The sequence below is a fragment of the Citrobacter sp. CK180 genome (genome assembly GCF_030333655.1).
Classification (GTDB): Bacteria; Pseudomonadota; Gammaproteobacteria; order Enterobacterales; family Enterobacteriaceae; genus Citrobacter_B; species Citrobacter_B koseri.
Genome location: NZ_JAOWFM010000054.1, coordinates 151,283 through 172,924 on the forward strand (window position 1 = coordinate 151,283; position 21,642 = coordinate 172,924).

The following is a 21,642-nucleotide window of genomic DNA, read 5'->3' on the forward strand; positions in this document are numbered from 1 at the left end:
TTTTACCCATGGTTAAGGCGATCCTATGAAACAAAAAGTGGTTAGCATTGGCGACATCAACGTGGCAAATGACCTGCCGTTTGTGCTGTTTGGCGGTATGAACGTGCTGGAATCACGCGATCTGGCGATGCGTATCTGTGAACACTACGTAACCGTGACCCAGAAGCTGGGTATTCCTTATGTGTTCAAAGCCTCTTTTGATAAAGCCAACCGTTCCTCTATTCACTCTTACCGTGGCCCGGGTCTGGAAGAAGGGATGAAGATTTTCCAGGAACTGAAACAAACGTTTGGTGTGAAAGTGATCACCGACGTTCATGAAGCCAGTCAGGCGCAGCCTGTCGCTGACGTGGTGGATGTCATTCAGCTTCCGGCATTCCTCGCTCGCCAGACCGACCTGGTGGAAGCGATGGCAAAAACCGGCGCGGTCATTAACGTGAAAAAACCGCAGTTCGTCAGCCCTGGTCAGATGGGCAATATCGTGGACAAATTCCACGAAGGCGGCAACGATAAAGTGATCCTGTGCGATCGTGGTGCGAACTTCGGCTACGACAACCTGGTTGTTGATATGCTGGGCTTTAGCGTGATGAAGAAAGTTTCTGGTAACTCGCCCGTTATTTTTGACGTCACCCATGCGTTGCAGTGCCGTGACCCGTTTGGCGCTGCATCTGGCGGTCGTCGCGCGCAGGTTACCGAACTGGCGCGCGCCGGTATGGCGGTAGGTCTGGCCGGTTTGTTCATTGAAGCGCACCCGGACCCGGAGCATGCGAAATGTGACGGTCCGTCCGCGCTGCCGTTAGCGAAGCTGGAACCGTTCCTGAAGCAAATTAAAGCGATTGACGATCTGGTGAAAAGCTTCGGCGAGCTGGATACCGAACACTAAGCGGGGATGATGTGTGCCGGAGGGCGTCTGACGCCGTATCCGGCCTACAATAAACGCGGTTTCGTAAGCCCGGAAAGCGTAAACGCTACCGGGCTTTTTTGTCCGTCAGGCAAAAATGGTCATCAGGTAAGCGATAAACAGAGCCAGATGCGCCGCGCCGTTCAACACATTGGTTCGCCCGGTCGAGAAGGAAATGTGGCACAGCACCAGTGAGGCCACCATTACCACCATCTCCGGGGCGCCCAAACCGAAGAGCAGGTCATTTCCGGTAGCCCATGCAATCAGCGTCACCACCGGTACGGTCAGGGAGATGGTTGCCAGTACCGAACCAAAGAACAGGTTCATGGCTCGCTGTACCTGGTTATTCAACACCGCTTTCAGCGCGCCCAGCCCTTCAGGGGAGAGGATCAGCAAGGCCACGAGGAAACCGGTAAATGCCACTGGCGCATTCAGTTCGGTTAACAGTGTCTCCAGTGGATTGGCGTTCATTTTCGTCACGGCGATAACGGCAATCAGATGTACGATCAGCCATACAGCGTGCCAGATGTTGCTGTGCGCGGACGGTTTGCCGTGGTGCGGGTCATCGTCATCACTTTCATCTTCATGCTCGTAAACGAATAAACTCTGGTGCGTTTTTGTCTGAATCAGCAGGAAAACGCCGTACATCGCGGCGGAAATAAGCGCCACTAACAGCGCCTGAGCCGTAGTAAAATTCGCCCCTGGCAGCGCCATAGGGAAGACCAGTACGATAATCGCCAGCGGAAACAGGGCAATTAAATACTGTTTAATGCCAAACAGGTTCATATATTGCGTGGCGAATTTACGACCGCCAAGCAGCAGAGAAAAACCGACCAGTCCGCCAGTTACAATCATGATGATTGAATAGAGCGTGTCGCGCATCAGCGTTGGCGCGGCGTCGCCGGTGGCCATCAATGCGGAAATTAAACTCACTTCCAGAATAACGACAGAAAGACTTAAGATCAGGGAACCGTAGGGTTCGCCGAGTCGGTGCGCTAATACATCCGCATGGCGGACAACGCTGAAAGCGCTGCTTAAAATACCAATAAGGGCAAGTATATTAATACCGATGACCACTGGTAGTGACTGACTGCTTCCCCATAAGAACAGCACCACCAGTGCCAGAACCGGGAAAATAAGCGAGGTCTCCTTGTGGCGGGTTTTCACCGCCTCATGTGCGTGTGTCATTATGATTCTCCATCTCCGCAGGTGTTTTTAATTATAAATGTATTAAAGATTGTAAAAAATAACAGAAATCGCGGCTTCATCATTGTGTTTTTACGTAATTTTACGGCATGGGCTATTTTTCCCCGCAGAGTGAATAAAAAAGTACGTCTTGTTTAGAGAGTATATGAATAACAGTGGGTTAGTGACAAATAAAAAGTAAAATAGCACCCGACTGGCGAGACAAAACATTGTTGACCACACTAAAGGTTTACAGCAAAAAGAGGAGTCAGCAATGCCTTATAAAACGAAAAGCGATTTGCCGGAAAGCGTGCAGAATGTGCTGCCTGCGCACGCGCAGGATATCTATAAAGAGGCGTTTAATAGCGCCTGGGAACAATATAAAGATAAAACGGACAGACGTGACGACGCCAGCCGGGAGGAGACCGCGCATAAGGTTGCCTGGGCTGCCGTCAAAAATGATTACCAAAAAGGGGGCGATGATAAGTGGCATAAAAAGCGCTGATCGTCTTCGTGCCAGGCCAGGCAAATGATGCGCGTTGAGTGTCTGTTGCCTTGCAAGCGGCGATTGAATTGCATATTGTCCTGTTAGTGGTTTCAAAATGAGCAGTTAAAATGCCCGGAAGGCGTCAAAAAAGTGTTGCAGGGAAGTTTGCAGTGGCGGAGGTGTAAGGTGTTAACGCGTGATTTTTTACTGAATGCCGATTGTAAAACGGCGTTTGGCGCTATTGAAGAATCACTACTTTGGTCAGCAGAACAACGGGCCGCTTCACTGGCGGCGACGCTTGCCTGTAGGCCCGATGATGGACCGGTGTGGATCTTCGGTTATGGATCGTTGATGTGGAATCCGGCGTTAGAATTTGACGAGTCCTGTACCGGTACGCTGGTCGGCTGGCACCGGGCGTTTTGTCTGCGTCTGACGGCAGGGCGTGGAACGGCGTGCCAGCCCGGACGGATGCTGGCGCTGAAAGAGGGCGGGCGAACTACTGGCGTGGCTTATAAACTGCCGGAGAACGCGCTGGAGCAGGAGCTGACGCTGCTGTGGAAGCGGGAAATGATTACCGGCTGCTATCTTCCCACCTGGTGCCAGCTGGCGCTGGATGATGGCCGGACGGTCAATGCGCTGGTGTTTATTATGGACCCGCGACACCCGCTGTATGAGTCGGATACTCGCGCTCAGATTATCGCGCCGCTGATCGCTGCCGCCAGTGGGCCGTTGGGCACCAACGCGCAATATCTGTTCTCGCTGGAACAGGAGCTTGCCAGACTGGGGATGCGGGACGATTGTCTGAACGATCTGGTGGCGAAAGTCAGAGGCTTGTTAGGCGAGAATCAGCCGGAAAGGGGATTCAACCCCGGATTTGCCTGAGCGTTGCCCCTGAATCCAGGGGCAAAAACATCAGGCTGCGATATAACTGATGGAGTGTTCCAGTGACTGGCTGTGGCTGTCGATCAGCACGTTCCAGACACCGGTGTACGGTACGGTCAGCCAGGCATTATCACGGTTCTGCACGCTTAAAATATCGGTCTGCGTGTCTTTGACGTGTTTTTTCTCGCTCATTAAATGGATGTGGCAGCGTTCAGAACAACGCACTATCACCGTATCCCCACCAAACAATTTCAAACTTGCTTTCACTAATGCCATTTTTCACCCCGTTCTTGAAAACAACGTACTCCCTTGCGGAAGTGCTGCGTGATGTTGTTCACATTTCACTCACTGCATAACACCAAAGGGTGAGCTCACGGATGCTGATTTTGATCAAAAAATGGCATAACCATTAAACAAAAATGACAAAATGCCTGAAAATCATTGAAAGGGCGTGGTAACTTTCGACAAAAACACGCCCTTATAAGATTAAATTCGGAAATGCCCGGCAGTTTCAGCCAGCTCGCCTGCCTGGCTCTGCAAGGCGCCTGCGGCGGCGGCAGACTGCACCACCAGTTCAGCGTTCTGTTGCACCATGCGATCAAGGTGGTTCACGGAGTGATTTATTTCCTGAATGCCTTTCATCTGCTCACTGGTGGCGATGCTGATTTCATGCATGATGCCGGAGACATGGCCGATGCTGGACAGGATCTCCTGCATACTTTCTCCGGCCAGATGAACATAACGTGAACCTGTCGCGACGCTGGTGGTTGTGGAGTCGATCAGCGATTTAATCTCTTTTGCCGCCTGCGCGCTGCGGCTGGCAAGGTTGCGCACTTCACCCGCGACAACGGCAAACCCGCGGCCTTGCTCTCCCGCCCGGGCGGCTTCGACCGAAGCATTCAGCGCCAGAATATTGGTCTGGAACGCAATGCCGTCGATCACGCTGGTGATATCGCCGATTTTCGCCGATGCCCCTTCAATAGATTGCATTGTCGTGATTGCCTGCGAGACCACGTCGCCGCCGCGCGTGGCGGCCTGTGAGGCTTTTTGCGCCTGATCGTTGGCTTCGGCGGCAGATTCCGTGGACTGGGCGACCGATGCGGTGATTTGCTCAACGGCGCTGGCGGTTTCACGCAGGCTGGAGGCGGCCTGCTCGGTACGGCCTGAAAGGTCGCGGTTACCGGCGGCAATCTCCTGCGCGGCCATTTTCACCGAGGCACTGGCATCGCGTAGCTGTACCATTACCACGGACAGCTTATCGCTAAAACCGTTAAACGCCCTGGCGATTTGCGCGACTTCGTCCGTGCCGCTGTCCGGCAAACGTTGAGACAAATCGTTCGTCCCGTTGGCAATGGCATGCATCGCGTCGCGGATCGTGGACAGACGCTTCATCAGGCGAGCCACCAGAAGGTGCATCACTGCGCCGCCCGCGAGAACCAACAGCAGCAGAGACAGGGTGGACGCCTTCAGCAGCGCCAGCATGCCGGAGGTCGCCTCTTTTTCGTCTAACGCCACGACCAGCCACCAGTGGGTTCCTTGCACCGGCGTCGCCAGCAGCGTTTTACTGCTCTCGCCGATCAGTGCCTGAACAGGGTGTCCGCTTTTTACCTGATTGAAATCCACGCCGCTGACGACCTGCGCGAAAGGTTTCATCGTCAGCGCCGGATCGTTGGCGGCGATGAGCGTTCCGTTTTGGTCGAGCAACATACCGCTGCTGGCGGGCGTCGGTCGAATACCGTGTACATTCGCCACGACGGCATCCATCGCGACATCACCGGCGACCACCGCTTTCAGTTCGCCGTTCTCTTTCACCGGAACGGCGAATGTTACCACCAGCTTGCCGGTTCCGGCATCAACATAGGGGGCCGTAACGACGGCAGCGTCAGCGCTGACAACCTGTTGATACCAGGGACGTGACGTCGGATCGAAATCTGGCGGTATGCCTGCCGGGTCGGAGAATTTTGCTGTTTTGCTGGCATACCCGACATAGATATTCGTAAAGCCGCCGCCCAGCGCCATTTGACGAAATACCGGCACCGGATCGTCGGTTAGTGCCGCCTGCTGCAACGAGGAAATCATATTCATTTTACCGCTAACCCAGTCGGCAATCGCCAGACTGTGGCTGGCGCTGGTGCTGGTGAGCGTATCCTGCTGCGCTTGTCGGTTATCGAGACGCGTTACCTGAAGGTTAATCAGCGTGTTAAGGAGGAGGGCGACAACCAGACATCCCGTTGTCGCCGCAATAATACGGGCGCGAATTGAGCTGAACATAGTATTTCCTTCAGTGTGGTATTGGAAATCCTATCGGCTACCGGGCGGCGAATCTTGAGGCTGCAACCGCGTCCATAAGAAAATAGTATCAGCAGGGCTAAACGCGCGTTAAGCGCTAATGAAGGTGCGCGGAAACCAGGGGCAATTCCCGCGCCAGGGATCAGAAGGTCAGAACTTTATCCGCCGCCAGCGTCCACTGGGCCAGTTCGACCAGCGTACCGACTTCCACGCCGTCAATGAGCGGCAATGTGGTGATTCCCCGCCCGTCGGTACAGGTTTTACACAGTTTCACCGGGACGTTCTGCGCGGTCAGGATCTCCAGCATTTGCTGGATATTGTAACCTTCCGCAGGCTTCTGTCCGCGTAATCCTGCGGTGACGGCATCCGACATTAAAAATAAACGCAGGTCGAGGTCGCCGGTCTGTTCACGTAGCGCAATGGCCAGACGCAGGCTGTTAAATAACGCTTCGCTACCGTATGCCGCACCGTTTGCGACGATCACTATCTTTTGCATTTTGACTCCTGTTGTCAGGGGGGCATGGATATTGCTTGTAGTTACGGGTAGACCTGTTACCCGGGAGAGCAACGATGATGACGAATATGGAAAGCCGCCCCGGCGCCACCCAATGGTTTCATTATGCGCGCCAGCTTGAGAATACGCAGCTTCGCCAACTGGCGCAGTCAGGGAAGCTGGTGTCCCGGATTAGCCATCTGGTGCATATGCTACAGTGCGAACGCGGCGCATCCAACATCTGGTTGTGTTCCGCAGGGCAACTTTATGGGCCGGAGATACGCGCCAGCCGCGCGCTGGTGGACGAAGAACACGCCCGGTTGCAGTCCCTGTTGCAGGAGATGAGGCCGATGGCGAACAGCGCGCTCTGTCATCGCATCGCCGGGGCTGTCTGGTGTCTGGAGCAGTTGCCGCAGCTGCGCGAAGCGGTCAGTGGACGGCATAGCGATGCGCCACAGGCGATGGATCAGTACAGCCGCACGCTGCGACACCTGCTAAGTATTGTGCCGCAGCTTAACGACAACATCGACCATCCCCACATCGCCGGAGGGATGGTCGCGCTGTACAGCTTTATGCAGGGTAAGGAGCTGGTGGGGCAAGAGCGGGCGCTGGGGGCGATAGGGTTTACGCAAGGGGCGTTCAGCCACGAGATGCGACAGGAACTGGTGGATCGCATTGACGGACAGCAGCTCTGCTTTGACACCTTTATATCGCTGGCGTCACCGGCGGTGGTTCACGCATTTCGCCAACAGTGCGAAGCGGAAGCCGCTATCGAACAGTGGCGCCGCCTGGCCTGTACGCGCCAGCCTGCGCCCGATAAGGGCGAAAGCGCTTTACGCTGGTTCACGCTCCAGACGCAACGGCTGGAGCAACTGCGCAGCATCGAGGAGATGCTGATCGCCGAGTTAATGTCTGCGGTGGAGCGCCGTCTGGCGCAGGATGAGACAACGTTGCCACTCGCCAGCTGGCTGGATGATGCCACCGACGATACGTTCTCATTGCGTCGGGATAAGCAGTTGCTGCTGGTTGTGCGGCAACAGGCGCGGGAACTGGAGCAGCTCAGCGGGCAACTGGCGTCGCTACAGGATGCGCTGGAGGAGCGAAAGGTTATTGATAAGGCCAAATATGTGCTGATGCATCACCAGAATCTGTCTGAAGAGCAGGCCTGGCAGTCGCTGCGCAAAATGGCGATGGATAAGAACCAGCGGATGGTGGACATCGCGCGTGCGCTGCTCACGGTGAAATCGCTCTGGCAGGTGACAACCAAAGGGTAGCTGCACAACGGCTGGGCATCGCGTGCCAGATTCGGGTGCAAGCGCGTTCGCGTACCGCCTGAAAAGCGGCGGAATAGGGGCATGTTGATGTTGGCATCTGAATTGCAGGACTGAAATTGTAAAAGAGTTCTGAAAACAGTTTAGCGGCAAACCAACGACGGTTTGCGCGCGTTTGGGATAAAGGCGTCCTGCAATGCTTCGGCATTGCCGGGCGCTTTTTTTTTGCAATGGGGAGCATGTATGGGTGACAGGTCTGTTTCATTGACGCGACGTCGATTATTGCAGGCAGGGGCCGCGATGGGCGGGGCGCTGCTGGTGCCCGGTTTGATGCAGTCCGTGTGGGCGGCAGGGTCGGACAAACCCGAACTTGAAATTGTCAGAGTCGGCTTTATTCCGCTCACCGACTGCGCGCCGCTGATCATCGCCGCGTTGAAAGGGTTTGATAAGAAATACGGCATTACCCTTGTGCCGACCAAAGAGGCCAGTTGGGCGGCGGTGCGCGACAAACTCGTTTCCGGTGAACTGGACGCGGCGCATGTGCTGTATGGCCTGCTCTATGGTCTTGAGCTTGGTATTGCCAGTAAGCCACAGCCGATGGCGAACCTGATGACGCTAAATCAGAACGGGCAGGCAATCACGCTGTCGACGGCGCTCCAGGAGAAAGGCATTACCGACGCTGGCGGATTGAAAAACATGATCGCCGGACAAGCGCCCGGCACTTACACCTTTGCGCATACATTTCCGACCGGAACGCATGCGATGTGGCTCTATTACTGGCTGGCCAGCGCGGGGATTAACCCGTTCTCTGATGTCCGAATGGTCGTCGTGCCGCCGCCGCAAATGGTGATGAACATGCGTATTGGCAACATGGTGGGTTTTTGCGTCGGTGAACCGTGGAATGCCCGTGCGATTAATGATCGCATTGGTTTTACCGCCACGACCTCGCAGGCCATCTGGCCCGATCACCCGGAAAAAATCCTGGGAACGCGCCGTGACTGGGTCGAACAACATCCAAACACCGCCAGAGCGCTGGTCAGCGCGGTACTGGAGGCGGCGCGCTGGATCGACGCCTCAGTGGAAAACCGACGCGAAACCGCACAAATACTGGCTCGTCGCGCCTGGCTCAACACTAAAGAGCAGTACCTGACCGGACGTATGTTGGGCGAGTACGACAACGGCGCAGGGCATCGCTGGCAGGACGCGCACGCCATTCGTTTTTATCACGATGCGGAAGTGAGTTTTCCGTGGCATTCCGACGGGATGTGGTTCCTGACGCAGTTTCGTCGCTGGGGGCTGCTCAAGGACGCGCCGGATTATAACGCCATCGCCGTCCGGATTAACCGCACGGACATCTGGCGGGACGCCGCCGCAGCGGTAGGCGGCATCACGCCGCCTTCTCAGCTGCTACGCACCAGCACCCTCATGGATGGTTCCGTATGGACCGGGCGGGACCCCGAACGTTACGCCAACAGTTTCACTCTCCATCATCAAGGGGCCTGACATGAAAACAGTACAAAACGCGCAAAGACGCATTCCTGAACCCGCCGCCGGTGAAGTGATTACGCTGCCGCCCGTTACGGTGCGCAGGCGTAATCCGCCGCTGTCGCATCTGATGCGAACGCTGGCGCAGCGAACCGTTCCCGCATTGCTGGGGCTGGCGCTGCTGGTGGTGGGCTGGCAACTGGCGGCCATTAACAGCAAAGGCTTCCCGACGCCGCTCAGCACCCTTGATTCCGCGCTGACGCTGTTTGCCGACCCGTTTTATAACGGTGGGCCTAATGATATGGGGATTGGCTGGAATGTGCTGGCGTCGCTACAGCGTGTGGCGATTGGTTTTGGGCTGGCGGCGCTGGTGGGTATCCCGCTTGGCTTCCTGATCGGCCGGTTCACCTTTTTCTCGCGCATGTTTACCCCGCTGATCGCGCTGCTGCGACCGGTCAGCCCGCTGGCCTGGTTGCCAATTGGCTTGCTGCTGTTTCAGAAAGCGGAACCGGCATCAAGCTGGACTATTTTTATCTGCTCTATCTGGCCGATGGTGATCAACACCGCCGAAGGCGTGCGCCGCATCCCACAGGATTACCTTAACGTTGCCCGTGTCCTGCAACTCCCGGAATGGACGGTGATGCGCCGTATTCTCTTTCCGGCGGTTCTGCCTGCGGTGCTGACCGGCGTGCGCCTGTCTATCGGCATCGCCTGGCTGGTGATTGTGGCGGCGGAAATGCTCACCGGCGGCCTTGGCATTGGCTTTTGGATCTGGAACGAGTGGAACAACCTCAATGTGGAAAACATTCTCATCGCTATCGTCATTATCGGCGTGGTTGGCCTGCTGCTGGAGCAGGGCTTAATGCTGGTGGCGCGTCGTTTTAGCTGGCAGGAAAAATAAGGGGAACACCATGAAACCGTTAATTCAGGTACAGGCCGTCAGTCAGCGTTTTTCTACCGCCAGCGGCGAATTTCTGGCGTTGCAAAACGTCTCTTTCGACATTCATGAAGGTGAAACCGTCAGCCTTATTGGGCATTCCGGCTGCGGGAAATCGACGCTGTTGAATCTGATTGCCGGAATTACGCTCCCTACCGACGGGGGGCTTATTTGCGACAACCGGGAAATCGCCGGGCCGGGGCCGGAAAGGGCGGTGGTCTTTCAGAATCACTCGCTGCTGCCGTGGCTGACCTGCTTCGATAACGTTGCGCTGGCGGTTGATCGGGTCTTTCGCCGCACGATGGGGAAAACAGAGCGTCGGGAATGGATTGAACACAATCTTGAACGGGTGCAAATGGGGCACGCCATGCACAAGCATCCGGGAGAAGTGTCCGGGGGGATGAAGCAGCGCGTCGGCATCGCCCGGGCGCTGGCGATGAAACCCAAAGTGCTGCTGATGGATGAACCGTTTGGCGCGCTGGACGCCCTGACGCGCGCGCATTTGCAGGACACGGTGATGCAAATCCAGCAGTCGCTCAATACCACCATTGTGCTGATTACCCACGATGTGGATGAAGCGGTGCTGCTCTCCGATCGCGTGCTGATGATGACCAACGGCCCGGCGGCGACGGTAGGCGACATTTTGCCCGTCACGCTTCCTCGCCCGCGTAATCGCGTGCAGCTGGCTGACGACAGCCGATACCACCAGTTGCGCCAGCAGATTCTTCACTTCCTCTACGAAAAGCAGCCGAAGGCGGCGTAGGGAGGCGGTATGACGCAGCGACTGGTCATTATCGGCAATGGGATGGCCGCCACCCGTCTGGTGGAGGCGCTGTTGGCGCAGGCGCCGCAGACCTTCACGATAACCGTGGTGGGGGAAGAACCGCAGCATGCGTATAACCGCATTCAGCTTTCGCCCGTACTGGGCGGCGAAAAGCGCTTTGCGCAGACGCTGCTGCATCCGCCTGAGTGGTATCAGCGCCACGGCGTCACGGTGCTGACGGGGGAAGCCGTCATCGCCGTTGACGCGATAGCGCGTACGGCCACCACCACCGGTCGAACGCTGGCGTGGGATGCGCTGGTGTTTGCCACCGGCTCGGTTCCGTTTATTCCGCCGATCCCCGGCGCTGATTTACCCCATGTGCATGCTTTTCGCACGATTAACGATGTGGACAGCATCCTGCATGGCTGCGGGCCGGTTGCCGTGCTGGGCGGCGGTGTGCTTGGCGTCGAGGCGGCTGCCGCGCTGCGACTAAAAGGTGACAATGTCACGTTAATTCATCGCGGCAATCGGTTCATGGAGCAACAGTTGGATGAGCAGGCCGGGGAACTGCTGGCGGAACACCTTAACGCACGCGGGATTGACTGCGTGCTGTCGTCCGGTATCGACAGGATTACGCCTGATGACGTCACGTTGACGAACGGTTGCGTGCTGTCTGCAACGCGCGTGGTGATTGCCACTGGCGTAAAACCCAATACGGCGCTGGCGCAGGCAAGCGGGGTGCCCTGTCAGCGTGGAATTGTGGTGGACGGGCAACTGCGCACGGCGGTGGCGGGGATCAGCGCGATAGGCGAGTGCTGTGAAATCGACGGCCAGACCTGGGGGCTGGTCGCGCCCTGTCTGGCGCACGCGGAGGTGCTGGCGGCTCGCCTGGCGGGAACCCCCGGCGCTGATTTTCACTGGCAGGACAGCGGTACGCGTCTGAAGGTGACGGGCATCGATCTGTTCAGCGCCGGGGAGGTAAACGCCACGGCAGGTGATGACCTGCTGCGCACATTTGACCCGCTGAGCGGTCATTACCGTCGTCTGCTGATCCGCAATGGACGGTTACAGGGGGTGCTGCTGATGGGCGATTGCCGCAGCGCCGCGCCGTTGACTGATTTGCTGGCGCAGGCTGCGTCGGCGAATCCTGACTGGTTATTCGACAGATTTGATACGCAGCCTGCGGCTGCAGGACAGGTGACTATGACAAAACCCACGTTGGCTGTTGTTGGACACGGTATGGTTGGCCACCATTTTCTTGAGCAATGCGTTAGCCGCAATTTGCATCTTGACTATCAGATTGTGGTCTTTGGCGAAGAGCGTTATGCCGCCTATGACCGCGTTCATCTGTCGGAGTATTTCGCCGGGCGCAGCGCAGAATCGCTCTCGCTGGTGGAAGGCGATTTTTTTGCCCGCCACGGTATTGAGCTGCGGTTGTCGCAATGCGTTACGGCGATCGATCGGGATGCCCGCGTTATTCGCACCGCCAGCGGACATGAAACGCACTGGGATAAACTGGTGCTGGCAACCGGATCATATCCCTTTGTTCCGCCGGTGAAAGGCGGTGATTCGGCGGCGTGTTTCGTCTATCGCACGTTGGACGATCTGGATGCGATTGCCGCGAAGGCAAAACACTCTCGCCGTGGGGTGGTAATTGGCGGCGGGCTGTTGGGGCTGGAGGCGGCGAACGCCTTGCGGCAATTAGGGCTGGAGACGCATGTTGTCGAGTTCGCGCCATCGTTAATGGCGGTTCAGCTTGATAACGCTGGCGCGGCGATGCTGCGTGAAAAAATCGAGGCGCTGGGCGTGAGCGTGCATACCTCGAAATCCACTGCGGAAATTGACTCCACCCCGCAAGGGTTACAGTTGGTGTTTACGGATGGTAAGCGTCTGGAGACGGATATGGTGGTGTTTTCTGCCGGTATTCGCCCGCAGGATGCGCTGGCGCGCGGCGCCGGACTTCGTATCGGAGAACGCGGCGGGGTGTGTATTGATAACCACTGTCTGACCTCTGACGCGGATGTTTTTGCCATTGGTGAATGTGCGCTCTGGGACTGCAGGGTGTTCGGGCTGGTTGCGCCGGGCTACCAGATGGCGCGCGTGGCGGCAGCGCGGCTGGCCGGTGAAGATGCGGCGTTCAGCGGGGCGGATATGAGCACTAAACTTAAATTACTGGGGGTGGATGTGGCCTCGTTCGGCGATGCGCAGGGGCGCACGCCAGGCGCGCAAAGCTACCAGTGGACGCATGGCCCGGAGCAAATCTACAAAAAAATTGTGGTCAGCGCGGACGGCAAGACGCTTCTGGGCGGCGTGCTGGTGGGTGATGCGGCGGATTACGCCACGTTATTGCAAATGATGCTTAACGGTATGGCGCTGCCCGGACAGCCGGAATCGCTGATTTTACCTGCACTGGCGGGCAGCGCGCCGAAAACGTTGGGCGTTGCGGCATTACCGGACAGCGCGCAAATATGCTCTTGTCATAACGTCAGCAAGGCGGACATTTGCCAGGCGGTCAGCGCGGGCGCAACGGAGATGGGCGCAATCAAGCAGTGTACCAAAGCGGCAACCGGCTGCGGTGGGTGCAGCGCGCTGGTGAAACAGGTGATGGAGCTCCAGCTGGCGGCACAGGGCGTGGAGGTTAAAAAGGATATCTGCGAACACTTCGCGTACTCGCGACAGGAGATTTACCACCTGGTGCGGGTGAACCGCATCCACACCTTTGAGCAGTTGATTAGCCGCTATGGTCGCGGGCATGGTTGTGAGATTTGCAAACCACTGGTGGGCTCGGTACTGGCCTCCTGCTGGAATGAGTATCTGCTAAAACCTGCGCATCTGCCGTTGCAGGACACCAACGATCGTTATTTTGCCAATATCCAGAAAGACGGTTCGTATTCCGTCGTACCGCGCATGGCGGCAGGCGAGGTGACGCCGGATGGGCTGATCGCCATTGGCGAAATCGCCAAACGTTATCAGCTCTACAGCAAAATTACCGGCGGGCAGCGTATTGACTTGTTTGGCGCGCGCCTTGAACAACTACCGGATATCTGGCGCGATCTGGTTGCCGCCGGTTTTGAAACCGGGCACGCCTACGGGAAGTCGTTGCGCACGGTGAAATCCTGCGTCGGGTCAACCTGGTGTCGCTATGGCGTTCAGGATTCAACCGGTCTGGCCGTCACGCTGGAGAACCGCTACAAGGGACTGCGCGCCCCGCACAAAATCAAAATGGCGGTCTCCGGCTGTACCCGCGAGTGTGCCGAAGCGCAGGGGAAAGACGTTGGCGTGATTGCTACCGATAAAGGCTGGAACCTGTATGTCTGCGGAAACGGCGGTATGAAGCCGCGTCATGCGGATCTGTTCGCCAGCGATCTGGATGACGCCACGCTGATTAAATTCGTGGATCGCTTCCTGATGTTCTATATCCGTACCGCCGATCGCCTGCAACGCACCAGCACCTGGATGGATAATCTTGAAGGGGGCATCGACTATCTGCGCGAGGTGGTTATACACGACAGTCTGGGTATCGGCGACGAGCTTGAACAGGAGATGGCGCGAATCGTGGAAACATACCAGTGTGAATGGCAAACCACGCTGAATGATCCGCAGCGTCTGGCGCTGTTCCGCGCCAGCGTGAACGGCGACGAACCGGATGAAGCCGTAGCGCGCCAGATGCTACGTGGGCAACCGCAGCTGGCGAAACCGGCGGCGCCAGCGAGAACCATCCTGCCGAAAAAACCCTGGCAGGAGGTTTGTCAACTGGAGGAGATCCCCGAACAGGCGGGCATTGGCGCCCGTCTAGGCAACCTGCAAATTGCGCTGTTTCGCTTTGGTCAGACGATTTACGCCCTTGATAACCATGAACCCGGCAGCGACGCAAACGTGCTTTCCCGGGGAATTCTGGGGGATGCCGGCGGTGAGCCCGTTGTCATTTCGCCGCTCTACAAACAGCGTATTCGCCTGCGCGATGGTCGGCAGTATGACAGCGGTGAGCCCGTTGTGCGCGCCTGGCCGGTGAAAGTCGAAGCGGGCAAGGTATGGGTCGGGAATCAGGCGCTACTGCTGCGCGCGGAGGCGTCATGAATGAAACCCGGACAACGTGCCCTTACTGCGGCGTCGGCTGTGGAGTGATCGCCCGCGTCAGCGAACAGGGCGTCACGGTTCAGGGCGATCCCGATCACCCGGCCAATTTTGGGCGACTGTGTGTGAAAGGCGCCGCGCTGGGGGAAACCACCGGCCTGACCGGACGGTTATTACATCCGCAGGTTAACGGTGAAACGGTAAGCTGGCAGCAGGCGCTGAACACGGCGGGCGAGCGCCTGCGCAGCATCATCGCGCAATATGGCCCAACGTCGGTGGCTTTCTACGCCTCGGGGCAACTGCTGACGGAAGACTACTATGCGGCGAATAAATTGATGAAGGGATTCATCGGTGCGGCCAATATCGATACCAATTCGCGCCTGTGCATGTCGTCAGCCGTTACGGGCTACAAACGCGCGTTTGGCGCGGATGTGGTGCCATGCAGCTACGAAGATATAGAGCGCAGCGATCTGGTGATTCTGGTCGGCTCGAACGCGGCGTGGACGCATCCGGTGCTCTATCAGCGCCTGGTGCAGGCGCGAAAAGAGAACCCGTCCATGAAAGTGGTGGTGATTGATCCCCGGCGCACCGCCACCTGTGATATTGCGGATATGCACCTTGCCCTGACGCCCGGCAGCGATGGCGGGCTGTTTGTCGGGCTGCTGCACGCCATCGCGACAAGCGGCGAACATGACGTCGATTTTGATGATGCGCAGGCGGCGTTTGCCCGCGCCAGCCGCTGGCCTGTTGAGCGAGTCGCGCAATTTTGTGGTCTGGAACCCGCAGAAATCCGCCGGTTTTATGATGGTTTTCTGACCGCGCCGCGCGCAATCACTCTTTACACGATGGGGATTAACCAGTCCGCCAGCGGCAGTGATAAATGTAACGCGATCATTAACGTACACCTTGCCAGCGGTAAATACGGGCGGGAAGGCTGCGGGCCCTTTTCGCTGACCGGACAGCCAAATGCGATGGGAGGGCGTGAAGTCGGCGGGCTGGCGACACAGCTGGCGGCGCACATGAATTTTGAGCCACAGGATCTGTCGCGGGTTGCCCGTTTCTGGGGCACGGAGCGGCTGGCGCAGACGCCAGGGTTGATGGCGGTGGATCTGTTCGACGCTATCGCGCGCGGCGAGGTGAAGGCGGTGTGGATCATGGGCACGAATCCGGCGGTATCGCTGCCGGACACTCATGCCGTCTGTCAGGCGCTGTCTGCCTGCCCGTTGGTCATTGTCTCGGAGGTGGTGGCCGATACCGATACCAGTCGACTGGCGCATATCCGGTTTCCGGCGCTGGCCTGGGGGGAGAAAAACGGCACCGTCACCAACTCTGAACGGCGCATCTCGCGTCAGCGCGCATTTTTAACCGCCCCCGGCGAGGCCAGAGCAGACTGGTGGATTGTCGCGCAGATGGCGAAACAACTCGGCTTTGGCGAGGCATTCGCCTGGCAGGATGCGTGGGATGTCTTTCGGGAACACGCTGCGCTGTCGGGGTTTGAGAATGACGGCGACCGCGCGTTTGATATTGGCGCGCTGGCGGATCTGAACCGCGCGGCGTGGGATGAAATGGCGCCTGTCCGCTGGCCGGTCAGCCGCCACCACGGAGCGCTGGACCTGGCTCGCGGCTGGCATCGCAATAAGCGTCTGCGGCTGGTGCCCGTTGAACCGGAGGGCATGAGAACGCACTGTGACGCGCTCTATCCGCTTATTTTAAACAGTGGCCGCCTGCGCGATCAGTGGCACACCATGACCCGAACCGGAACGGTGGTTCGGCTTATGCAGCACATTAGCGAACCGATTGTTGAGGTTTCACCGTCCGATGCCGCCCGTTTTCACCTGGTGGATGGCGCATTTGGCCGTATCAGCTCTTCGCGCGGGGTAATGGTCGCCAGAGTGGTGATTCAGGGCGGCTTGCGGAAAGGGACGGCGTTTACGCCGATGCACTGGAATAATCGCTTTGCCCGTCAGGGAAGGGTCAATGCGCTGGTCGCGCCCGTCTGCGATCCTCAATCAGGGCAGCCGGAGAGTAAACAAACGGCGGTGCGCATCACGCCGTGGCAGCCGCGCTGGCAGGGGGAACTGTTCATCCGCGAGGAGATAACCTTTCCTCCTTTTGTTCACTGGTGGCGTAAAGCGGCGGAAGGCGTGGCGCGTTTCACCCTCGCAAGCGATCGTGACGATCGCGACTGGTTGCTGGCGATGTGCCGCGAACAGCGTTGGCAATTGCAGACCGCGCAGACGCCGCAGGGGCTGAATATTCTGGCCTGGCAGGCGGGACAATTAATGCTGGGGTTCTGGTCAGATGCGATAAAACCCGAAACAGACGATGCGGCGGTGATTGCCGCGTTCCGCCATCCACCGGAAAACGCCCCTGAACGGCATGGCCTGTTGAGTGGCAAACCAGGCGGCGGGATGCCCGACCAGGGGCGCATTATCTGTAGCTGCTTTAGCGTGGGGGAGTGTGCTATTCAGCAGGCTATCGCACAAGGGTGCGACTCCGTTCAGGCGCTGGGCAAAACATTACGCTGCGGCACCAACTGCGGCTCATGCGTACCGGAGCTGAAAGCGCTGCTGGCGCAAACGGCATCCGCCGGAAGCCTGGGATTCTCCTGAAAATGCGATAAAGGGCTGCAAAACGCGGATGGAAACGTTATGGTTTTAGTTAAGTGTGAGATTTCATTCGTTTAATGTAAAAGCAGCTGACAATTTGAGCCGTATTGTTTATCGCCCTCTTTCCCTTTGCATACTCTTGCTGCTGGCAGGCGGTACTGCCAGCGCGCAATCCTCGTTTATTCAACAGGCGGAAAATCCTTTCGATAACAACCAGGATGGTTTGCCTGATTTGGGCATGACGCCTGAGTCACACGAAGGTGAAAAACAGTTTGCTGAGATGGTGAAAGCCTTTGGCGAAGCGAGCATGACCGACAATGGGCTGGATACCGGCGAGCAGGCGCGTCAGTTTGCGTTTGGCCAGGTGCGGGACGCCGTGAGTGAACAGGTGAATCATCAACTGGAGTCCTGGCTTTCGCCCTGGGGGAATGCGAGTGTCGATCTCAGGATTGATAACGAAGGGAGCTTTACCGGCAGTCGTGGGGGCTGGTTTATTCCCTGGCAGGACAACACGCGGTATCTGACCTGGAGTCAACTCGGGCTGACTCAGCAGGACGATGGCCTGGTCAGTAATGTCGGCATCGGTCAACGCTGGGCGCGCGACGGCTGGCTGTTAGGGTACAACACTTTTTATGACAACCTGCTGGATGAGAATCTGCAACGGGCGGGATTTGGCGCGGAAGCGTGGGGCGAATACCTGCGATTATCCGCCAATTACTACCAGCCTTTCGCTTCCTGGCATGAACAGACCACCGCCTTAGAGCAGCGTATGGCGCGCGGCTACGATGTTACCGCGCAGATGCGTATGCCGTTTTATCAACACCTCAACACCAGCGTCAGCGTGGAACAGTATTTCGGCGAACGGGTGGATCTGTTTGACTCAGGCACGGGATACCATAATCCGGTAGCGGTAAAACTGGGGCTTAATTACACGCCGGTGCCGTTGGTGACGGTGACGGCGCAACATAAACAGGGCGAGAGCGGGGTGAGCCAGAATAATCTGGGGTTGAACCTGAACTACCGTTTTGGCGTGCCGCTGAACAAACAGCTGTCGGCCAGCGAGGTGGCGGAGAGTCAGTCGTTGCGCGGCAGTCGCTATGACAACCCGCAGCGCAATAATCTCCCGACGATGGAGTATCGTCAGCGTAAAACGCTCACTGTTTTTCTGGCGACGCCGCCGTGGGATCTCCAGCCTGGCGAGACGGTGCCGCTGAAGGTGCAGATTCGCAGTCGGCATGGCGTTCGTCATGTGACGTGGCAGGGCGATACGCAGGCGCTGAGCCTGACGGCAGGAGCGAAGGCGGACAGCGCAGAGGGCTGGACCATTATCATGCCGGCCTGGGACAGCAGCGAAGGGGCGACAAATCGCTGGCGGCTGTCGGTCGTTGTTGAAGATGAGCAGGGCCAGCGTGTCTCCTCCAATGAGATCACGCTATCACTGACTGAACCGTTTATGGCGATGCCCGATAACGATCCGCGCTGGAAGCTGCTCCCGGAGGAGTAATCAGAAGATGCGTTCCTGATGCACCCATACCGCCGCTTCGACGCGTGACTTCAGCTTCATCTTCTTCAGCATATGTTTCACATGCACTTTGACCGTACTCTCGGTGATATCCAGGCGGCGGGCGATCATTTTATTCGGCAGTCCCTGGGCGATCAGCTTCAGGATATCGCGTTCGCGCGGCGTCAGTTGGGTCACGTCGCGGTCAGAGGTCGCGCGGTTTGCCCGCAGGCTGGCGGCCAGAACCGGCGTTAACGCTTCGCTCAGCACCATTTCGCCAGCGGCCGCTTGCTGTAAGGCTTTCAGCAGATCTTCCGGCTCCATATCTTTTAACAGATAGCCGTCTGCGCCGCGCTTCAGCGCCGTCACCACGTCTTCTTCATGATTGGACACGCTGAATACCACGATACGGCCTGACAGTGATTTCTCACGCAGCTTATCCAGGGTTTCCAGACCGTTCATGCCCGGCATGTTCAGATCCAGCAGGATCAGATCGGGATCAAGAGACTCTGCCAGCTCAATACCCTGCTCGCCATTACTGGCTTCGCCGATCACGCTAATATCGGGCGCCATGCTGACAAGCTGTTTAACACCGGTCCGTAACATCGGATGATCGTCGATCAGCAGGATGGTAGCCGGTTCCTGATAACTCTTGGGTATCTCCTTGGACTTCTGTGAAGTTTGTTTCGGGAATAAAGGTGACAGCAACTTCCGTACCGCCCGTCTCACGACGGCGTACACGACAATCGCCACGCAGGCTCTGCGCGCGGTCACGCATAATAATCATGCCATAATGGTTACTGCGCTCGGCGTTTTCTGGTACGCCGCAGCCGTTGTCTTTTACTGTCAGTTTGACCTGATTGCCATTTTGCACCACGGCGACGGCCACCTCATCGGCATGGGAATGCTTGAGGGCGTTACTTAACGCTTCGCGGGCAATTTGCAACAGGTGGATAGCCTGATGCGACGGCACCCGTCGCGGCGGGAGCTGATAATCCAGCTTCACCGTAAAACCAAATCGGGCGCTATATTCCTGACAGCTCGCCTCCAGCGCAGGCCGCAGGCCGGGTTCGGTCAACTGTAACCGGAAGGTGGTCAACAGTTCACGTAGCTGTACCCAGGAGGTATTCAGTTCGTTGCGGATCTGGCTGAGCAACTCGCGGCTGCTTTCCGGCAACGTCGCGCCCTGCATTTGCAGACAGCTGACCTGCATCTTCATGCAGGAGAGCGATTGTGCAATAGAATCATGAAGTTCGCGGGCAATGGTGGCACGCTCTTCCATCACAATCAACTGTTGCTGGCGTTCCTGATTTCTGTCCAGCGCCAGCGTAGCGGTCAATTGCTCGACCAGCGTATCAATCATCTGCTGCTGATCGTGACTCAGATGGCGCCCGTGCGGCAGCGTCGCCAGCAGAATGCCGTATTGCGTATGGGCATCGGTAAGTCGCCATTTCAGCGTGGTGCCGCCGTTGATCGCGGGCAGCGCGCCGCGCGGGCAGAGGTGGCACCCTTTGTCATCACAACTGCTGTCGGACTGGCAGGTGAACTCCTGATGATTATCTTCATCTTCCAGGTCATAAACCCGCAGTTCAATATCGTGCAGCAGTGTCAGGTTTTGCAGGCCGTTCAGCACCGGGGAGAGGCGCTCGCACAGCGGCACCTGGGAATGCAGGCGGCGGTTGGCCTGCCACAGGAATGAGAGGATCTGGTTTTTATGCTCCAGCCCGGCCGTCTTTTCCTGCACGCGTTGTTCCAGCACGGCGTAACTTTCGGCCAGTTCTTCTGACATGTTGTTGAGCGCTGAGCCTAACATCGCCATCTCATTGCGCCCGCTGATATGCGCCCGCTGGGTGAAGTCGCGCTGGCTGACGGCTCGCGCCATCGAAAGCAGTTGTTTCCACGGTTGCAGCAAGCGCGCCCGTAGCCAGATGATCGTAAAGACGAACAGCAGCGCCATAAAGATGGCCATTAACCGATGCACCATCACCACGCGCTCAATGCGCAGCTCGGTCGTGTGATCAAAGGCGGTGACTAACCGATCCAGACCGGAGACAAAACGCATAACATCGCCGGCAACGGCGTTTCTGTCCTGCGCGCGTTGCAGCCCTGGCGCCAGTTCCGTATGCCAGTAGTCCTGTAGTGCGCGAAGCTGCTCTTGTTGCCCGTCGCGTTCCGCAGCGCGGGTCAGTTCAGGGCTGAACGCCGTCTGTTTCATCTCATCCAGCAGTTTTTGGTCGTGGGCGCTCAGCGGCACTGCTGCCAGCAGGCGATAGCTCTGCATACGCAGCGAACCGGCCTTGTTGATCGCATGGGCGCTGCCTTGTACGCCCTGAACCAGCCAGCCAGAGATAGCCATGCCCGCCACACCGATAGCGGTGGACAGGAGAACAATAAGCGCCAGTTGGTTGACCAGCGTGAGTGGAGAGAGACAACGTTTAAACATGTAGACTTCTTCCTTCAGGCTTCCTGCTCAGGAAACCTTAATGAATGATGATTCTGCCGGGATGCTCACCGAGGGGCGTTTCGACAGTGACGTTATTCTCAGCCATACCCTGGAGTATACCCATACCTATAACGAGTTACCTCTTAATTGCTGGTGGTGGGAGGGGATCGCGAAGCCGGGGGGTAGGGTTATACAGCACCGTGAAAAACCACATCTTTTTTGTCGACAAAGCCTACTCACTAAGGGGCATGATAATTTTTAGCCGCGAATAATGACGGCTTTTCCTTTGATTTATATCAACTTACCCCCGGCTGTAAACCCTAAT

At 57.5% G+C, this 21,642-nt stretch carries 16 protein-coding genes; 10 read left to right on the plus strand and 6 right to left on the minus strand.

Annotated features, from left to right (window positions below):
- Positions 1-25 precede the first annotated feature (25 nt).
- Positions 26-880, plus strand: a complete 855-nt coding sequence (gene kdsA, locus OGV50_RS17465; protein WP_012132162.1) for a 3-deoxy-8-phosphooctulonate synthase — start codon at positions 26-28, stop codon at positions 878-880.
- Between the two features lie 105 nt (positions 881-985).
- Here the strand turns inward: kdsA and chaA are convergent, their stop codons facing one another.
- Positions 986-2,086 carry a sodium-potassium/proton antiporter ChaA gene (gene chaA, locus OGV50_RS17470; protein WP_012132163.1) on the minus strand — a complete coding sequence of 367 codons (1,101 nt, stop codon included), beginning with the start codon at positions 2,084-2,086 and terminating at the stop codon, positions 986-988.
- 271 nt (positions 2,087-2,357) lie between these two features.
- On the opposite strand from chaA, the gene chaB reads away from it, so the two are divergent.
- Positions 2,358-2,588 (plus strand): putative cation transport regulator ChaB, encoded by a 231-nt coding sequence (gene chaB, locus OGV50_RS17475; protein ID WP_286450679.1) that lies wholly within the window; start codon positions 2,358-2,360, stop codon positions 2,586-2,588.
- A gap of 168 nt (positions 2,589-2,756) precedes the next feature.
- Entirely contained in the window at positions 2,757-3,452 is a 696-nt protein-coding gene (locus OGV50_RS17480) for a gamma-glutamylcyclotransferase (RefSeq protein ID WP_049010648.1), read from the plus strand.
- 30 nt (positions 3,453-3,482) lie between these two features.
- Here the strand turns inward: OGV50_RS17480 and OGV50_RS17485 are convergent, their stop codons facing one another.
- The 3 genes from OGV50_RS17485 to OGV50_RS17495 form a co-directional block, all read right to left on the minus strand.
- Positions 3,483-3,728, minus strand: coding sequence for a DUF1883 domain-containing protein (locus OGV50_RS17485; protein WP_012132167.1), 246 nt, complete (start codon positions 3,726-3,728; stop codon positions 3,483-3,485).
- A 210-nt stretch (positions 3,729-3,938) separates the two neighbouring features.
- The gene (locus OGV50_RS17490; protein ID WP_012132170.1) at positions 3,939-5,723 is read right to left on the minus strand and encodes a methyl-accepting chemotaxis protein; all 1,785 of its coding nucleotides are present in this window, start codon (positions 5,721-5,723) and stop codon (positions 3,939-3,941) included.
- Positions 5,724-5,883: 160 nt separating this feature from the next.
- Positions 5,884-6,237, minus strand: coding sequence for a DsrE/DsrF/TusD sulfur relay family protein (locus OGV50_RS17495; RefSeq protein WP_286488663.1), 354 nt, complete (start codon positions 6,235-6,237; stop codon positions 5,884-5,886).
- A gap of 74 nt (positions 6,238-6,311) precedes the next feature.
- Between OGV50_RS17495 and nasR the strand changes: the two genes are divergently transcribed.
- From nasR to OGV50_RS17530, 7 genes are all read left to right on the plus strand, one after another.
- Positions 6,312-7,508: a nitrate regulatory protein NasR gene (gene nasR, locus OGV50_RS17500; protein ID WP_081353188.1), complete on the plus strand. Its 1,197-nt coding sequence runs from the start codon at positions 6,312-6,314 to the stop codon at positions 7,506-7,508.
- A gap of 240 nt (positions 7,509-7,748) precedes the next feature.
- The gene (locus OGV50_RS17505; RefSeq protein ID WP_286488664.1) at positions 7,749-9,008 is read left to right on the plus strand and encodes a CmpA/NrtA family ABC transporter substrate-binding protein; all 1,260 of its coding nucleotides are present in this window, start codon (positions 7,749-7,751) and stop codon (positions 9,006-9,008) included.
- A gap of 1 nt (position 9,009) precedes the next feature.
- A complete protein-coding gene (ntrB, locus tag OGV50_RS17510; protein ID WP_012132174.1) occupies positions 9,010-9,891 on the plus strand; it encodes a nitrate ABC transporter permease in 882 nt (293 codons plus the stop codon).
- A 10-nt stretch (positions 9,892-9,901) separates the two neighbouring features.
- On the plus strand, positions 9,902-10,690 hold the full coding sequence (locus tag OGV50_RS17515) for an ABC transporter ATP-binding protein (protein WP_012132175.1): 789 nt from the start codon (positions 9,902-9,904) through the stop codon (positions 10,688-10,690).
- Positions 10,691-10,699: 9 nt separating this feature from the next.
- Entirely contained in the window at positions 10,700-14,767 is a 4,068-nt protein-coding gene (gene nirB, locus OGV50_RS17520) for a nitrite reductase large subunit NirB (protein ID WP_286488665.1), read from the plus strand.
- Positions 14,764-17,376: a nitrate reductase gene (locus tag OGV50_RS17525; RefSeq protein ID WP_286488666.1), complete on the plus strand. Its 2,613-nt coding sequence runs from the start codon at positions 14,764-14,766 to the stop codon at positions 17,374-17,376. Before nirB ends, OGV50_RS17525 begins: the two co-directional genes overlap by 4 nt.
- A 94-nt stretch (positions 17,377-17,470) precedes the next feature.
- Entirely contained in the window at positions 17,471-18,877 is a 1,407-nt protein-coding gene (locus OGV50_RS17530) for a YchO/YchP family invasin (RefSeq protein ID WP_024130295.1), read from the plus strand.
- Here the strand turns inward: OGV50_RS17530 and narL are convergent, their stop codons facing one another.
- Both narL and narX read right to left on the minus strand, forming a co-directional pair.
- Positions 18,878-19,480: a two-component system response regulator NarL gene (gene narL, locus OGV50_RS17535; protein ID WP_286488667.1), complete on the minus strand. Its 603-nt coding sequence runs from the start codon at positions 19,478-19,480 to the stop codon at positions 18,878-18,880.
- Positions 19,461-21,317: a nitrate/nitrite two-component system sensor histidine kinase NarX gene (gene narX, locus OGV50_RS17540; RefSeq protein WP_286488668.1), complete on the minus strand. Its 1,857-nt coding sequence runs from the start codon at positions 21,315-21,317 to the stop codon at positions 19,461-19,463. Before narX ends, narL begins: the two co-directional genes overlap by 20 nt.
- Positions 21,318-21,642: the final 325 nt, after the last annotated feature.

Coding starts and splice junctions, on each gene's coding strand:
- OGV50_RS17485 (WP_012132167.1), bottom strand. CDS start 3,728: ATGGCATTAGTGAAAGCAAGTTTGAAATTGTTTGGTGGGGATACGGTG.
- OGV50_RS17515 (WP_012132175.1), top strand. CDS start 9,902: ATGAAACCGTTAATTCAGGTACAGGCCGTCAGTCAGCGTTTTTCTACC.
- ntrB (WP_012132174.1), top strand. CDS start 9,010: ATGAAAACAGTACAAAACGCGCAAAGACGCATTCCTGAACCCGCCGCC.
- narL (WP_286488667.1), bottom strand. CDS start 19,480: ATGTTACGGACCGGTGTTAAACAGCTTGTCAGCATGGCGCCCGATATT.
- chaB (WP_286450679.1), top strand. CDS start 2,358: ATGCCTTATAAAACGAAAAGCGATTTGCCGGAAAGCGTGCAGAATGTG.
- chaA (WP_012132163.1), bottom strand. CDS start 2,086: ATGACACACGCACATGAGGCGGTGAAAACCCGCCACAAGGAGACCTCG.
- nirB (WP_286488665.1), top strand. CDS start 10,700: ATGACGCAGCGACTGGTCATTATCGGCAATGGGATGGCCGCCACCCGT.
- OGV50_RS17525 (WP_286488666.1), top strand. CDS start 14,764: ATGAATGAAACCCGGACAACGTGCCCTTACTGCGGCGTCGGCTGTGGA.
- narX (WP_286488668.1), bottom strand. CDS start 21,317: ATGTTTAAACGTTGTCTCTCTCCACTCACGCTGGTCAACCAACTGGCG.
- nasR (WP_081353188.1), top strand. CDS start 6,312: ATGATGACGAATATGGAAAGCCGCCCCGGCGCCACCCAATGGTTTCAT.
- OGV50_RS17505 (WP_286488664.1), top strand. CDS start 7,749: ATGGGTGACAGGTCTGTTTCATTGACGCGACGTCGATTATTGCAGGCA.
- OGV50_RS17495 (WP_286488663.1), bottom strand. CDS start 6,237: ATGCAAAAGATAGTGATCGTCGCAAACGGTGCGGCATACGGTAGCGAA.
- kdsA (WP_012132162.1), top strand. CDS start 26: ATGAAACAAAAAGTGGTTAGCATTGGCGACATCAACGTGGCAAATGAC.
- OGV50_RS17490 (WP_012132170.1), bottom strand. CDS start 5,723: ATGTTCAGCTCAATTCGCGCCCGTATTATTGCGGCGACAACGGGATGT.